The 13,617-nt window shown below is 69.8% G+C and carries 11 protein-coding genes; 4 read left to right on the top strand and 7 right to left on the bottom strand.

Features of this window, described 5'->3' with window-relative positions:
* The first annotated feature begins 214 nt into the window (after positions 1-214).
* Positions 215-1,120, top strand: coding sequence for an SDR family NAD(P)-dependent oxidoreductase (locus ACJ73U_RS32260; protein WP_407781518.1), 906 nt, complete (start codon positions 215-217; stop codon positions 1,118-1,120).
* 172 nt (positions 1,121-1,292) lie between these two features.
* Here the strand turns inward: ACJ73U_RS32260 and ACJ73U_RS32265 are convergent, their stop codons facing one another.
* Positions 1,293-1,931 (bottom strand): TetR/AcrR family transcriptional regulator, encoded by a 639-nt coding sequence (locus ACJ73U_RS32265; protein WP_407781519.1) that lies wholly within the window; start codon positions 1,929-1,931, stop codon positions 1,293-1,295.
* Between the two features lie 271 nt (positions 1,932-2,202).
* Here ACJ73U_RS32265 and ACJ73U_RS32270 point away from each other — a divergent pair, with 271 nt between their 5' ends.
* Positions 2,203-3,480 (top strand): SGNH/GDSL hydrolase family protein, encoded by a 1,278-nt coding sequence (locus ACJ73U_RS32270; protein WP_407781520.1) that lies wholly within the window; start codon positions 2,203-2,205, stop codon positions 3,478-3,480.
* Between the two features lie 129 nt (positions 3,481-3,609).
* Here the strand turns inward: ACJ73U_RS32270 and ACJ73U_RS32275 are convergent, their stop codons facing one another.
* Positions 3,610-4,509, bottom strand: coding sequence for a neutral zinc metallopeptidase (locus ACJ73U_RS32275; protein WP_407781521.1), 900 nt, complete (start codon positions 4,507-4,509; stop codon positions 3,610-3,612).
* Positions 4,510-4,534: 25 nt separating this feature from the next.
* On the bottom strand, positions 4,535-5,962 hold the full coding sequence (locus tag ACJ73U_RS32280; protein ID WP_407781522.1) for a glycoside hydrolase family 28 protein: 1,428 nt from the start codon (positions 5,960-5,962) through the stop codon (positions 4,535-4,537).
* Between the two features lie 318 nt (positions 5,963-6,280).
* On the opposite strand from ACJ73U_RS32280, the gene ACJ73U_RS32285 reads away from it, so the two are divergent.
* On the top strand, positions 6,281-7,666 hold the full coding sequence (locus ACJ73U_RS32285; RefSeq protein WP_407781523.1) for a glycosyl hydrolase family 18 protein: 1,386 nt from the start codon (positions 6,281-6,283) through the stop codon (positions 7,664-7,666).
* An 85-nt stretch (positions 7,667-7,751) separates the two neighbouring features.
* Here the strand turns inward: ACJ73U_RS32285 and ACJ73U_RS32290 are convergent, their stop codons facing one another.
* Complete coding sequence (locus ACJ73U_RS32290) at positions 7,752-9,086, bottom strand: MFS transporter (protein WP_407781524.1); 1,335 nt, start codon at positions 9,084-9,086, stop codon at positions 7,752-7,754.
* Positions 9,087-9,219: 133 nt separating this feature from the next.
* Here ACJ73U_RS32290 and ACJ73U_RS32295 point away from each other — a divergent pair, with 133 nt between their 5' ends.
* Positions 9,220-9,840 carry a TetR family transcriptional regulator gene (locus ACJ73U_RS32295; RefSeq protein WP_407781525.1) on the top strand — a complete coding sequence of 207 codons (621 nt, stop codon included), beginning with the start codon at positions 9,220-9,222 and terminating at the stop codon, positions 9,838-9,840.
* A gap of 41 nt (positions 9,841-9,881) precedes the next feature.
* Here the strand turns inward: ACJ73U_RS32295 and ACJ73U_RS32300 are convergent, their stop codons facing one another.
* The 3 genes from ACJ73U_RS32300 to ACJ73U_RS32310 form a co-directional block, all read right to left on the bottom strand.
* Positions 9,882-11,183, bottom strand: coding sequence for an SGNH/GDSL hydrolase family protein (locus tag ACJ73U_RS32300; RefSeq protein WP_407781526.1), 1,302 nt, complete (start codon positions 11,181-11,183; stop codon positions 9,882-9,884).
* A 5-nt stretch (positions 11,184-11,188) separates the two neighbouring features.
* The gene (locus tag ACJ73U_RS32305; protein WP_407781527.1) at positions 11,189-11,890 is read right to left on the bottom strand and encodes a polysaccharide deacetylase family protein; all 702 of its coding nucleotides are present in this window, start codon (positions 11,888-11,890) and stop codon (positions 11,189-11,191) included.
* A gap of 170 nt (positions 11,891-12,060) precedes the next feature.
* Positions 12,061-13,419: an NAD-dependent succinate-semialdehyde dehydrogenase gene (locus tag ACJ73U_RS32310; RefSeq protein WP_407781528.1), complete on the bottom strand. Its 1,359-nt coding sequence runs from the start codon at positions 13,417-13,419 to the stop codon at positions 12,061-12,063.
* Between the last annotated feature and the right edge of the window lie 198 nt (positions 13,420-13,617).

Consider the following 13,617-nt stretch of genomic DNA (forward strand, 5'->3'; position numbering starts at 1 on the left):
CGGATCCGTCCAAACGCGTCGACCAGCAAGTCCGCACTCGTCACAGGTCCGACGTTACGCCGCTCGCCGTTCGGCCGGGGGGTACGGCCGGGCCGAACTCCGTCGCGCACGCTTGCCGCAGGATCCGGACCTCCTGGCGCGGCCGGCCCCGCGCTGGCCAGCCACGATGGACACTGGGAATCGATCAGGGGAGGTCGGCTGTGGGGAGTCGCACATGGCAACGAGGATGAGGACGAGGTTGACGACGCTCGACGGGCGCGCGGTCATCGTGACCGGGGCGGGGCAGGGGTTGGGACGGGCGTTCGCACGACATGCCGCCGGAGTGGGGGCGGCGGTGGTGGTCAACGACGTGGACGCCGACCTGGCCCAGGAGACCGTGGCCGCCATCACCGACGTCGGCGGAGTCGCGGTGGTCAGCAGGCACTCCGTGGCCGACGCGCACGAGGCACGGGCACTCGTCGACCTGTGCGTCGCGGAGTTCGGCCGCGTCGACGGGCTGGTCAACAACGCGGCGCTGAACTACTCGGCGCTGCCGTGGGAGGAGGACCTGGACCGGGTGCGCGAGCTGGTGGAGGTGAACGTCCTCGGCGTCATCTACACCGGACTCGCCGCGGTGCGGGCGATGAAGCCGGGCGCGTCGATCGTGAACATCTCCTCGGGCGCCCTGCTCGGGCAGCGGGCGCTCGGCACGTATGCGGCCAGTAAGGGCGCGGTCGCGTCGCTCACCTATTCGTGGGCCCTCGATCTGGAGGCGGCGGGCATCCGGGTCAACGCGGTGTGCCCGCTGGCCAGGACCCGGATGGCGCTGGCGACCGAGCGGTCGATGCGCAACTGCCCGCCGGACCGCACGCCGGAGCGGATCGCGCCGCTCGTGACGTACCTGCTGGGGGACCGGTCGTTCGGCGTCACCGGACAGGTGATCCGCTGCAACGGTCCGCAGTTGCACATCATGGGTCAGCCGTACTTCAAGGCGCCGGTGCTGACCAGGGACAACTGGGACGACGAAAGCGTGGCCAGGGCGTTCGCCGAGGTGTTCGGCGCGCACCTGGAGCCGTACGGGATGGAGAAGCGGCTGCCGCCGACCCTGCGCGACTGGCTGGACCCCGCCGCCGTGCTGTGAGGCCTCACGCGGAAACCCGAGCGCGTAGACCGTGAAGATCGTGCCGACGGACGCGATCACCGAAGCGAGCACGACCCGAACCACGTCCTGCCAGTGATCCCACGAAGTTTGACCAAGGCCGGTGGAGGTCGACGGCAAGCAGGTCCGTGGCCACAGGTCCGGGGGAGACAGGTCAGCGGTTGGCCAAGTACTCCAGCACCAGGTCGCCAAGCAGTGTTCGGTGCCGGTCCCGGCTCTCCGTGGCCAGCATGTCCCGCGCGAAGATCGCCCTGAAGGTGTAGCGGTTCGCGATGCGGAAGACGCAGAACGAGCTGATCACCATGTGGATGTCCAGGGGGTCGACGTCGGGGCGGAAGTCGCCCGTTGTGCGGCCACGGGCCAGGATTCGGGTCAGTACGTCCAGGGCCGGATTTGCCAGGCCGGGCAGCACCGTCGACCTGGCGATGTGTTCCGCGCGGTGGATGTTCTCGATGCTGACCAGCCTGATGAAGTCCGGGTGCGACTCGTGGTGGTCGAACGTCAGCTCGGCCAGCTGTCGCATCGCGTCGACCGGGGTCAGGTGGTCGACGTCCAGCTTCCGCTCCATCGCGCGGATGCCGGCGTACGCGTGTTCCAGCACCTCGATGTACAGCTGCTCCTTGTTCCCGAAGTAGTAGTAGATCATCCGCTTGGTGGTGCTCATCTTCGCGGCGATCTCGTCCACCCGGGCGCCCGCGTAGCCCTTGTCCGCGAACTCACGCGTCGCGACCTCGATGATCTCCGCGCGGGTGCGCTCGGCGTCGCGGATGCGGTCGGGCTGTGCCACCGGCACAATGTAGCGCGGGGCCTCTACCAGCCCTTCCGCGACTTCGAAGCGGCACCGCCGGACGTCCTCACCGCCAACCCGCGCCGCCGCGCGGAACGCGAGTTCGGTGCGAATGGCCGCGCGCCGAAGGGCTCGGCTCCGAAATTATCGGTGGCAATTCCCCTGTTGACCGCGAATTACGCCATGCTCTACGGTCCCGCTAGGATCGATGATTTCCGAAATTTCTCGGAAACCGGTCCCGAATGCGAGCAACGCTACTGCGGGAGGCGATGGGGCCATGCGCGGAAGACGGTTCGTTGTCGGTCTGGCCGGAGTCCTGGCGGTGTCGGTCGGGCTCGCGGTGCAGTCGGGGGAGGCGACCGGCTCACCCGTCGCGGCCGGCGAATGGGTCAACACGTGGACGTCCATGCCGCAGCTGACCGAGCCGGGCAACATGCCACCGCCTCCATTCACGCGGGACGGGTTGGTCATGGCCGACACCACCTTGCGTCAGACAGTGCGCGTGACCGTCGGCGGGTCGAACCTGAGACTTCGGTTCTCGAACGCGTTCGGCGGCGCCGCGCTGCCGATCAGCGCGGTTTCGGTCGCGCTCCCAGTGAACGGGCACGCCGGTGTTTCCGCGGTCGACCCCGCGAGCGTCCGGCCGGTGACCTTCAACGGCCGCCCGTCGACGGTCATCCCCGTCGGCGCGCAGATGGTGTCGGACCCGCTGGGCTTCCGCGTCGCGCCGAGGAGCAACCTCTCCGTCACGCTCTACCTCGCCGCCGGGCAGGCGTCGAACAACATCACCTCGCACCCCGGCTCGCGGACCACCTCCTACCTGCTGGGCGGCAACCACGTCACGGACGCGGACCTGCCCGGCGCCACCCCCGTCGACCACTGGTACTTCCTCAGCGGCGTCGAGGCGTTCGCACCACGCGGCACGGCCGGCGCGGTCATGCTCGGCGACTCCCTGACCGACGGCCGCGGCTCCACCACGAACGGCAACGACCGCTGGCCGGACCAGCTGCTCGACCGGCTGCAGGCGAGTCACCGCACCGCGGACGTCGCGATCCTCAACCAGGCGGCCGGGGGCAACCGCGTGCTCAACGACGGTCTCGGCCCGAACGCGCTCGCCCGCTTCGACCGCGACGTCATCGCGACGAGCGGGGTCGAGTGGTTGGTCGTGTTCGAGGGAATCAACGACATCGGCACCGCGGCGGCGACTTCCGAGGCGCAGCAACAGGTCGCGGCCGACCTGATCGCGGCCTACGAGCAGTTCGTCACCCGGGCGCACGCACAGGGCATCGAGGTGTTCGGCGCGACGCTGCTTCCCTTCGGTGGCAACACCGGCTACGACGACCCGGACGGGATCCGGGACACCGCAAGGCAAACGGTGAACCACTGGATCCGCACCAGCCACGAGTTCGACGCGGTGATCGACTTCGACAGGGCCGTGCGCGACCCCGCCGCGCCGCGACAGCTGCTCCCCGCCTACGACGTCGGCGACCACCTGCACCTCAACCCGACCGGCTACCGCGCGATGGCGGACGCCGTGCCGGCGAGGCTGTTCTAGCCGGTCCGCCTCCCCGAACTTCTCGCGTCCCGGCGCAGGTGGGTGGCCACAACCGGCCGGGGGACGAGGTGCCGGGTCGGGCGGGTGGTTCCGAGCGGCAGGATCCCGGTCGCTTCCCGCCCGAGCGCGTCAGCCGAGGTCGTTCGTGTTGAAGGTGTCGCACCGGCGGGGGTCGCCGGACTGGTAGCCCGTGGAGAACCACTTCTGGCGTTGCGCCGAGGTGCCGTGGGTGAACTGGGTCGTGTCGACCCTGCCGCCGCCCAGCTCCTTCTGGATGTAGTCGTCGCCGATGTGGGCCGCGGCGTCCAGGGCGGCGTTCACGTCGTCCTGGGTCACCTCGGTGATCAGCGGCTTGCCGGACTCCGTCGGCGTGGTCGTGGCGTGGTTGGCCCACGCGCCGGCGTAGCAGTCGGCCTGCAGCTCGAGGCGCACGGAGCCGGACTCTGGGCCGCTTCCCTGACCGACCTGGTTGGACGTGCCGAGCAGGTTCTGCACGTGGTGGCCGTACTCGTGCGCGAGGACGTACGCCTCGACGAACGGGCCGCCCTGGGCGCCGAAGCGGTCGTGCAGCTGCGTGAAGAAGGTCAGGTCGATGTAGACCTCGGAGTCCGCGGGGCAGTAGAACGGGCCGGTGGCGGAGTCGGCGTTGCCGCACCCGGTCTGCACGCCACCGGAGAAGAAGTTCGTCTCCACCTCCCGGTAGCCGTCGACCTGGGTCGACCAGTAGTTCTGGATCGAGTTGATGAACGCGACCGCGCGGCAGTCGGCCTCGCGGTTGGCGTCCGCGCCCGTGCGGCAGCGCTGCGCCAGGTTGGACGAGCCGACCTGCTCGTTCTGGCCGACGTCGCCGAACCCCGACGGCAGCCCCGTGCCGCCACCACCACCGCCACCGCCGAGCTGCGAGATCACGAAGTAGATGATCAGCCCGATCACACCGAGCCCACCGCCGCCCGCGGCGATGCGCCCGCCCATCCCGCGCTGGTCACTGACCTGTGACGTGTCGAGGTCGGCGTCTTCGTTGAACTTCACGTCACGATGCTCGCACGAGCCGGGTTCACCCGCTCAGCACGTCCATGGGAGCGCCGTTCTCGAGGACGTGGTCCAGCACGAGGCCCGCGACGTTCTCGACGACCGAGGGCTGGTTCGTGCGCTGGAAGTCGATGTTCGACAACCGGATGTCACCGACCGGGTCGTCCGGGTAACCGCGCAGGTTGAGTGCCCGCTGCGCCTGCGCGACCGTGAGGTTGTCGACGGTGATGCCGGTGACGTCCGGGTTGAAGCCGTGACCGGGCCCTTCCTCGTAGTAGAAGTCGATGGTGAGCACGGCCTGCGCGACGGTGCCGACGGTGATGTCGCGGGCGTGGAAGTCGCGGATGAACCCGCCCCGCACGGAGTTCGTCTTGAAGCGCAGCGCCGTGTCGAGGATGGGGCTGGAGAGGCGCAGGTTCCTGGCGTAGACGTCGCGCACGCCGCCGGACATCTCGCTGCCGACGGTCACGCCGCCGTGACCGGCCGCGAAGTCGCAGTCCTCCACCAGGATCCGCTCGCTGGGCACGTTCACCCGGCGGCCGTCGGCGTTGCGGCCGGACTTGATCGCGATGCAGTCGTCGCCGGTGTCGAACGTGCAGCCGCGGATCACGACGTCCCGGCTCGACTCGGGGTCGCAGCCGTCGTTGTTGGGGCCGTGGCTGTTGATCTTCACGTCGTGCACGAGAACATTGCGGCTGAGCACGGGGTGGATCTCCCACATCGGGGAGTTGACGACCGTGACGCCCTCGATCAGGACGTCGCGGCAGCGGTAGGGCTGGATGAAGTTCGGGCGCAGGTACCCGCCGTCGCCGAAGACGCGTTGTCCGACCGGCACGCCCTGCTCGGCCATGGCCATCAGCTGGTTGCGGGCGGCCGACTGCTCCGGGTCGCCCGGGTGCCAGCCGTAGGCGGTACTTCCCTTCCACGGCCACCAGTGCGCGTTGTCGGCCTGGCCGTCGAGGGTGCCGGTGCCGGTGACCGCGATGTTGCGCTGCCCGTAGGCGTAGATCAGCGGAGAGTAGTTGTGGAGCTCGGTGCCTTCCCAGCGGGTGAAGACGACGGGCAGGTAGGCGTTGGGGTCCTGGCTGAACGCGACGGTGGCGTGCTCGGTGACGTGCAGGTCGACGTTGCTCCTGAGGTGGATCGGGCCGGTCAGGTAGCGGCCCTCCGGCACGACGACGTGGCCGCCGCCGGCACGTGCGCACGCGCGGATCGCGTCGGCGAAGGCCTTCGTGCAGTCGGTGACGCCGTCGCCCCTCGCGCCGAACCTGGTGACCGGGAACTGGCGGTGGGGGAAACGGGGCGGTCGCACGGCGTGCGCGATGGCGTCGGCCCGGCGCCACGGGTCCGCGGCGGCGGTGGTCCGACCGAGTACTGCCGCACCGAGCAGCGAGCCCGTGGTCGCGGCGGCCGCGCGGCGGATGAACGAGCGACGAGACCAGCGTGCTGACATCGCATGCCTCCGGAAATCGGCAATGGCAGGAAAATCATGCCGGAACCAGGCGTACCCCAGCCGGATGTGCGTGCGCAATGCCTCTGAACAATCACGGACAGAACGAAAGAACGCCCGTGGAACGGGTCGAAGTGGTCATCGAACACCCGTCATCGTCCTGCCGATCGTAACCGGTTCCGGGCCGGTCGCGCAAGGTTCGGAAGACTGACTAACCAATGTGCGTAAATGGTTGAACCAATCGCCCGTCCACTATTGACCCTGTGAAGACCACCGTTGTTCACTTGGCGTGCCTTCTCCCTGCCTCGGAAGGAACAACTCATGTCTGCATACCTGTCCCGGCAACGGCGCCGGTGGGGTGCGGCGGCACTCGCCGTCGCGACGGTCGCCACGGGACTCGCGGTCGCGGCCGCCGCACCCGCCGCCGCGGCGGTGCTCCCCAACGGCTTCCGCAGCGTCGGCTACCTGCCGTCGTGGTCCGGGAGCGTGAACAGCGTCCAGTACAACAAGCTCACGCACATCAACTACGCCTTCGCGCTGCCGAACTCGAACGGCACGCTGCAGGCCGTGCCCGACTCCGGCAAGCTGTCGTCGCTGGTGAGCCTGGGACACAGCAACAACGTCAAGGTGTCGCTGTCGATCGGCGGCTGGAACGACGGCAACGACTCGGCGTTCGAGTCGCTGGCGGCCTCCTCCGGTTCGCGGACGACGTTCGTCAACAGCGTGCTGAGCGTGCTGAACCAGTACAACCTCGACGGCGTCGACATCGACTGGGAGTACCCGGACCCAGGCACCTCGGGCAACAACTACACCGCGCTCATGCAGCAGCTGAGCAACGCCCTGCACGGTCAGGGAAAGCTGCTGACCGCGGCGGTGGTCTCCGAGGGCGGCACCGCCAACGGCGTGCAGCCGGCGGTGTTCGGGTACGTGGACTGGCTCAACATCATGGCCTACGACGGCGGTAGTCCGCACGCCAACTACGACTGGTCGATCGCGTCGGCGAACTTCTGGAAGTCCCGCGGCCTGCCGGCCAGCAAGACGGTGCTGGGCGTGCCGTTCTACAGCCGCCCGGGCTACCTGACGTACTCGCAGCTGGTGGCACTGGACCCGGCGAACGCGAACCGCGACTGCACGACCGTGAACGGCACGCAGGAGTGCTACAACGGCATCCCGACGATCAAGCGCAAGACCCAGTGGGCGATGGCCAACGCCGGCGGCATCATGAACTGGGAGCTGTCCCAGGACACGACCGGCAGCACGTCCCTGGTGAGCGCGATCTACGGGGTGGCCACCGGCGGCGGCACGACGCCACCCCCGACCGGCGGCACCGGCCCGATCACCGGCATCGGCGGCAAGTGCGTCGACGTCGCGAGCGCGAGCAGCGCCAACGGCACCGCGGTCCAGCTGTGGACGTGCAACGGCACCAACGCGCAGAGCTGGACGGTCGGCTCGGACGGCACGGTGCGGGCGCTGGGCAAGTGCATGGACATCGCGGCCGCCGGCACGGCGAACGGGACGGTCGTGCAGCTCTACGACTGCAACGGGACCGGCGCCCAGGGGTGGCAGGCGCAGTCGAACGGCACGCTGCGCAACCCGGCGTCGGGCCGTTGCCTGGACGCCACCGGCCCGAGCTCCGCGGATGGCACCCGCCTCCAGATCTGGGACTGCTCCGCCAGCAGCAACCAGGTCTGGCACCTTCCCGCCTGACGCTCAGGACCGAAGAAGTGGCCCAGTGGCTCGGGCCACTGGGCCACTCGGCGAGAGCTGGATCAGTGGCTGGGCCACTTCGCCTTCACGACACCACCTGCGCAGGCGGTCGCGCCACGGCCGCGTCGGCCACGGCGTCCCGGCGGATGGACAGCGCGAGCACCGGCACCAGTGCGACGGCGACGGCGGCCGCCGCGGTGAACACGTAGTACGGCGTGACGAGGCTCCCGCTGGCGCCCTCGACGAGACCGTAGACGTACGGGCCGACGAACCCGCCGGTGATCCCGACCATGTTGACGAAGGCGAGGCCGGCCGCCGCCATCAGCCCCGACAGCCGGGACATCGCGACCGACCAGAACAGCGGCAGCGTGCCGAAGGCGAAGAAGTTGTAGAGGAACACCAGGCTCACGCTCCACACCGGACTCCTGGACAGGAGGAAGCCGACGAGGATGACCAGCGCGGCACCGGCGCAGGCCCCGATGAGCGGGAGCTCGCGGCCGATGCGGCCCTTGAGCCAGGGGAAGAACAACACACCCGCGAGTGCGGTGATCCCGCCGCCGCCCGCCACGAGGCCGATGAGGAACGGGCTGTCGAGGCCGAGCGACTGGATGAACGCGGGGAAGTTGAAGCCGATGCCACCGCCGATGGCCTGGTTGACGAAGTAGATCGCGGCGAGCAGGAGCACCGTCGCGCGGCCGAACGCCAGGCGCAGGTTGCCGCGTATCCGGGTCGGCGACGGCGCGTCCTGCCCGACGGCCCCCTGCGTGAGCGCGGCGGCCTCCTCCTCGGTGAGCCACTTCGCGTCCGCCGGCCGGCCGGGCAGGGCGAACCAGACCAGCACCCCGATGAGCACCGTGACGATCCCCTCGATGAGGAACATCCACTGCCAGCCGTGCAGACCGCCGACGCCCTGCAGCTCCATCAGCGCGCCGCCCATGGGGGAGCCGATGACGATCGCGACGCACGGCGCGGTGTAGATCAGCCCCACGACCCGCACGCGGTGCTTCTGGGGGAACCACAGCGTGACCATGTACATCATGGCCGGGAAGAGACCGGCCTCGGCGGCGCCCAGCAGCAACCGCAGCACGTAGAACGACCACGCGTCGCCGACGAACATCATGGCCGCCGACACCGCGCCCCACGTCACCGCGATGCGGGTGATCCACAGGCGCGCGCCGACGCGGTAGAGCACCAGGTTGCTCGGCACCTCCAGCAACGCGTAGCTCAGGAAGAACAGACCGGCGCCCAACCCGTACGCGGCCGCGGACAGCCCGATGTCGGCCTCCAGCGCGGTCTTCGCGAGGGCGACGTTGGTGCGGTCCACGTAGGACATGAAGTAGGCGGCGCCGAGCACCGGCAACAACCGGGTGACGGCCTTCCTCGTCGCGAGCTCGTGCAGCAGATCTTTCGCGTTCGTCATTGGACGCCTTTCCGGACTTTCTCGCGTTTCTGCCCCCTGACCTGCCATACTACTGAGTATCACGGTAAATTCGCGTGCCCCGCCGTGTCAACAGGACATGTGCGACGATGGGCGGGGGAGGGAGGTCGACCTGGTGAGCGCGAGCCCGGAACTGGTGCCCGACACGCGGCGCAGGATCCTCGACGCGGCCGCTGAGGCGTTCATGGCCAGCGGCTTCGGCAACGCCACGATCGACGACATCGCGCGTGACGTCGGCGCCACGAAGGGGCTGGTCTACTACCACTTCCGGTCGAAGTTCGACATCTTCCTCGCGGTGTACGCCGAGGCCATGGGCCGTGTCCGCAAGCAGGTCGAACCGCACGTCGACGGGCACGGGACCGGCCGCGACCGGCTGGTGGCCATGTCCGTCGCCCACGTGTTCAACCTGATGACCGACCTGGCCTACCACCACGTCGTGCACCAGGGGGTGCGGGGCGAGGCGTCGATGGCGCTCAAGCCCCGCCAGCGCGACGCCCTGGGCGCCCTGAACAAGCTCCGCAAGGACTACGAGCAGATGTTCCACCGCGTCGTCGAGGCCGGCATCGCCGACGGCTCACTCCGCCGTGTCCACGCCTCCCTCGCCACGCGGACGCTGCTGAGCAACCTCAACGCCGTGGACATGTGGTACCACCGCATCGAGGGTCAACCGGTCGAGGAGAAGCACGACCTCGCCCGCCAGATAGTCGACCTCCTCATCGGCGGCCTCGGCGCCTGAGCACGTCGGGGGAGGTCCGCCCCGCGCGAAGGGGCGGACCGTCAGTGGAACAGCCGGAGGGGGACCGCCGCGGCCATCGCGGCGGCGCCGTCCTCGTTGGGGTGCAGGTGGTCGCCGCTGTCGTAGGCCGGGTTCAGGCGCAGCGGGTCCGCCGGGTCGCGCATCGCCCGGTCGAAGTCGATGACGCCGTCGTACTCGCCGCTGGTGCGGATCCAGTGGTTGACCGTCTCGCGCTTCGCTTCGTTGGCCTCGCTGTAGAAGCCGAGGGTGTCGTCCTTGAACGGCAGGATCGTCGCACCGAAGATCGTCAGGCCGTCGGCGTGCGCGCGGGTGATCAGCTGGCGGTGCGCCGCGATGATCTCCTCCGCCGACACCGTCTCCGATTGCGGCGCCACCGTGCCGGGGTGGCCGAGGTCGTTGACGCCGAGCAGGACGATCACGTAACGCGCACCGGGTTGTGCGGTCACGTCCCGGTCGAACCGGCGCAACGCGGACTGGCCGAAGAACATCGCGAAGTTCTGCGCGTCGCAGCCCGGCGGCGGGTTCGGGTCGTGCAGCAGCCGGTTGCCCGAGACCCCGAGGTTGAGCATTCCCGTGTCCCGCAACCGGTTCGCCAGCCGGTCCGGCCACCGGTGGTTGGTGTCGGCCTCGGCCGTGGAGCCGTCGGTGATCGAGTCGCCCAGCGCGATCACCGCGCCGGCACCCCGGTCCGCCCGCACACTGACCGTCGACAGGAAGTACCACTGACCCACCGTGCGGCCGGTGACCGCGGGGTCGTCGGTGACATTCCCTTCCGCCACCACGTTCCCGCTGTTGGCGAAGGCGTGGAGCGTGGTGACGGCCGTCGGGTCGGGGACGTAGATGCTCACCACGAGGTCGGTCCGCGCCGGCACCGGCAGCCCGACCGGATCGCTCAGCATCGGCGCGCCCGCCGGGATGATCGTCGACCGCGTCCCGCTGAACGTCACCGTGCGGTCGGTCGACGGGACGATCGAGGTGCCGGTCGTGCCCGCTCGGCGCGCGACGTGCACCTCGCCGATCCGCAGTGCCGACTCGCCGAACTCGTTGGTCAGCCGCAGCCGCACCGCGCTGCCGGCGACGCTCGTGTGGATCACCTGCCGGATGGTCTCGTCGTCGAGCGTCGGCGTCGCGGTGGCCGGCGTCGTGGTGGGCACGGCCGCCCAGGTGCCGACCCAGTTCGTGCCGGGTGGTCCGCCGGTCTCGCCGCCGGCGGAGGCGTATCCGGACAGCAGGAGCCCGACGGTCGCGAGGACGGCGAGCAGGCGGGACCTGCGTCGCGGCTGGCCGGCGGCGCCGGGCAGCGTGGCGATCCTGAGTGCCATCGCGATCACCCGCGCCGTGCCGGGACGGTGAGGTGCCAGCCGCCGGCCCGCAGTCGCGGGGTCACGGCGGCCACGGCCTCGATCGTCTGCGTGCGGTCACCGCCGCCGTCGTGCATCAGCACCACCGCGCCCTCGGTGATCCCCGTCATCAGCCGGTCCACCAGCACGTCCGTGCCGGGCGGCGCCCAGTCGCCGATCGCGAGGCGCCACCCCAGCGGCTGCATGCCGAGCGACGCCGCCACCGCGGGCGTCTGGCCCCACGCGCCGTTGGGGGCGCGGAAGTACGGGATGCGTGCCCACGGCACCGCTTCGCGGATGGCGGCGCGCGTCTCGAGCAGGTCCGCGCGGATGGCCGCCGGCGTCCACGTGCTCATGTCGTCGTGGTGCATCGAGTGGTTGCACAGGATGTGGCCCTCCGCCACGATCCGCCGCACGAGCTCCGGGTACTGCCTGACGTGGTCGCCCCACAGGCAGAACACGGCGCGGATGTGCTCGCGGCGCAACAGTTTCAGCAGCCGCGGGGTGTTCTGCGGGTCGGGCCCGTCGTCGAAGGTGAACGCCACGGTCCGGCCGCCCCGCGCGGTGGAGTCGACGATCACGGGCGTGGGCGGTGTGCCCCGGTCGGCGTGTGCCGGTGTCCCGCCGAGTGTGGCGCCGGCGAGCAGCAGGGGAACGAGGAACTGGCTCAGTCTTCGTGCGGGGGCCACGTGGGTCTCCCATCGATCGCGCCCTTGCGAATTCCGGAAGTTTCGAAACTATTCCGGAATTGAATGTAGAGATAAGCGGGATATGTTGTCAACGACGGCGCGGATAACCTGAAAGTTTCGGAAATGGCGAATGGCCGGGACGGGTTCGTCCCGGCCATTCCGCGGCGCGTTCAGAGGCGGATCGACTTCTTGTTCATGAACTCCTCGATGCCGGCCGGCCCGAGCTCGCGGCCGACGCCGGACCGCTTGATCCCGCCGAACGGCAGGTCCGCGACCGACCCGCCCGCCCGGTTGAGGTACACCATGCCCGCCTCGATCTGCTCGGCGACGCGGCGCAGGCGCTCGGGATCGGTGCCCCACACGCTGGCGCCCAGCCCGAACGGCGAGTCGTTGGCGATCGCCACCGCTTCGTCCTCAGTGGACGCGCGGAACACCAGCACGACCGGTCCGAAGATCTCCTCGCGGTAGGCGTCCATGTCCGGGGTGACGTCGGTCAGCACCGTCGCCTCGAGGTACGCGCCGGGTCCGATCCGGTTGCCGCCGGCCCGCAGCGTGGCACCCTGCTCGACCGCCCGCCGCACCTGCCCGGCCACCTCGTCCGCGGCCGCGACCGAGGCGAGCGGCGGCAGCCTGGTCGCCGGGTCGGCCGGGTCGCCCGGCTGGAAGAAGTCGGTGACGTGCTTGGACATCCGGTCGACGAAGTCGTCGTAGAGGTCGGCCAGGACGATCATCCGCTTGGGTGCGTTGCACGACTGGCCGCAGTTGCGCATCCGGGCGGTGGCGGTCTGCTTGACGGTCTCGTCGAGGTCCGCGGTGTCCAGCACGATCAGCGGGTCGGCGCCACCCAGTTCCAGCACGGTCTTCTTGAGGTTGCGCCCGGCCTCGGTCGCGACGGAGATGCCCGCCGGCTCGCTGCCGGTCAGCGAGACGCCGACGATGCGCGGGTCCGCGAGGATCGAGGGCACCTGGCGGCTGGACGCGAAGGTGTTGACGTAGACGTCCGCCGGCACCCCGGCGTCGTGCAGGACCTCGGCGATGGCGGCGGCGGAGCGGGGGCAGATGGAGGCGTGCTTGAGCAGGATCGTGTTGCCCAGCACCAGGTTCGGCGCGACGAAGCGGGCGACCTGGTAACAGGGGAAGTTCCACGGCATGACACCGAGCAGTGCGCCGATCGGCTGCTTGACGATCACCGCCGCGCCGCTCCGCAGGCGCAGCGGCTCGTCGGCGAGGAGGGCGGGCCCGTTGTCCGCGTAGTAGTTGAAGATGTCGACGACGATGCCGACCTCGCCGCGGCCCTCGTTGATCCGCTTGCCCATCTCCAGCGTCATGATCGCCGCGAGCTCGTCGGCCCGCTCGGCGAACAGCTCCGCGGCCCGCGAGACGATCTGCGCCCGCTCGGCGACGGGCCGGCGCCGCCATGACGAGTAGCCGCGGTGGACCCGCTCGATCGCGGCCCGGACCTCCTCGTCGGTGGCGTTCTCGATCTCCTCGACCAGCTCGCCGGTCGCCGGGTTGGTGACTGTGTACATAAGGGCGGGGGCCTTTCGTTCCTCTACGACACGGTCCGCACCCACCCTACAGACGGGAACGAATACTGTATACAGTTACAGCTGGAGAGCTGCCGTGGGCGTGAACGCTAGGCTGAACCGACCACGAAAGGGGCCGTCATGATCGAGCTGCTCCGCTCCAACGACCCGGTGCTGATCTCCTTCACCGCGTCGCTGCTC

This window comes from Actinophytocola sp. (assembly GCF_045807065.1).
GTDB lineage: Bacteria > Actinomycetota > Actinomycetes > Mycobacteriales > Pseudonocardiaceae > Actinophytocola.

Excerpts from the sequence above, each read along its gene's own strand:
- ACJ73U_RS32310 (WP_407781528.1), bottom strand. The coding sequence starts at position 13,419 with ATGTACACAGTCACCAACCCGGCGACCGGCGAGCTGGTCGAGGAGATC.
- ACJ73U_RS32300 (WP_407781526.1), bottom strand. The coding sequence starts at position 11,183 with ATGGCACTCAGGATCGCCACGCTGCCCGGCGCCGCCGGCCAGCCGCGA.
- ACJ73U_RS32260 (WP_407781518.1), top strand. The coding sequence starts at position 215 with ATGGCAACGAGGATGAGGACGAGGTTGACGACGCTCGACGGGCGCGCG.
- ACJ73U_RS32290 (WP_407781524.1), bottom strand. The coding sequence starts at position 9,086 with ATGACGAACGCGAAAGATCTGCTGCACGAGCTCGCGACGAGGAAGGCC.
- ACJ73U_RS32285 (WP_407781523.1), top strand. The coding sequence starts at position 6,281 with ATGTCTGCATACCTGTCCCGGCAACGGCGCCGGTGGGGTGCGGCGGCA.
- ACJ73U_RS32270 (WP_407781520.1), top strand. The coding sequence starts at position 2,203 with ATGCGCGGAAGACGGTTCGTTGTCGGTCTGGCCGGAGTCCTGGCGGTG.
- ACJ73U_RS32280 (WP_407781522.1), bottom strand. The coding sequence starts at position 5,962 with ATGTCAGCACGCTGGTCTCGTCGCTCGTTCATCCGCCGCGCGGCCGCC.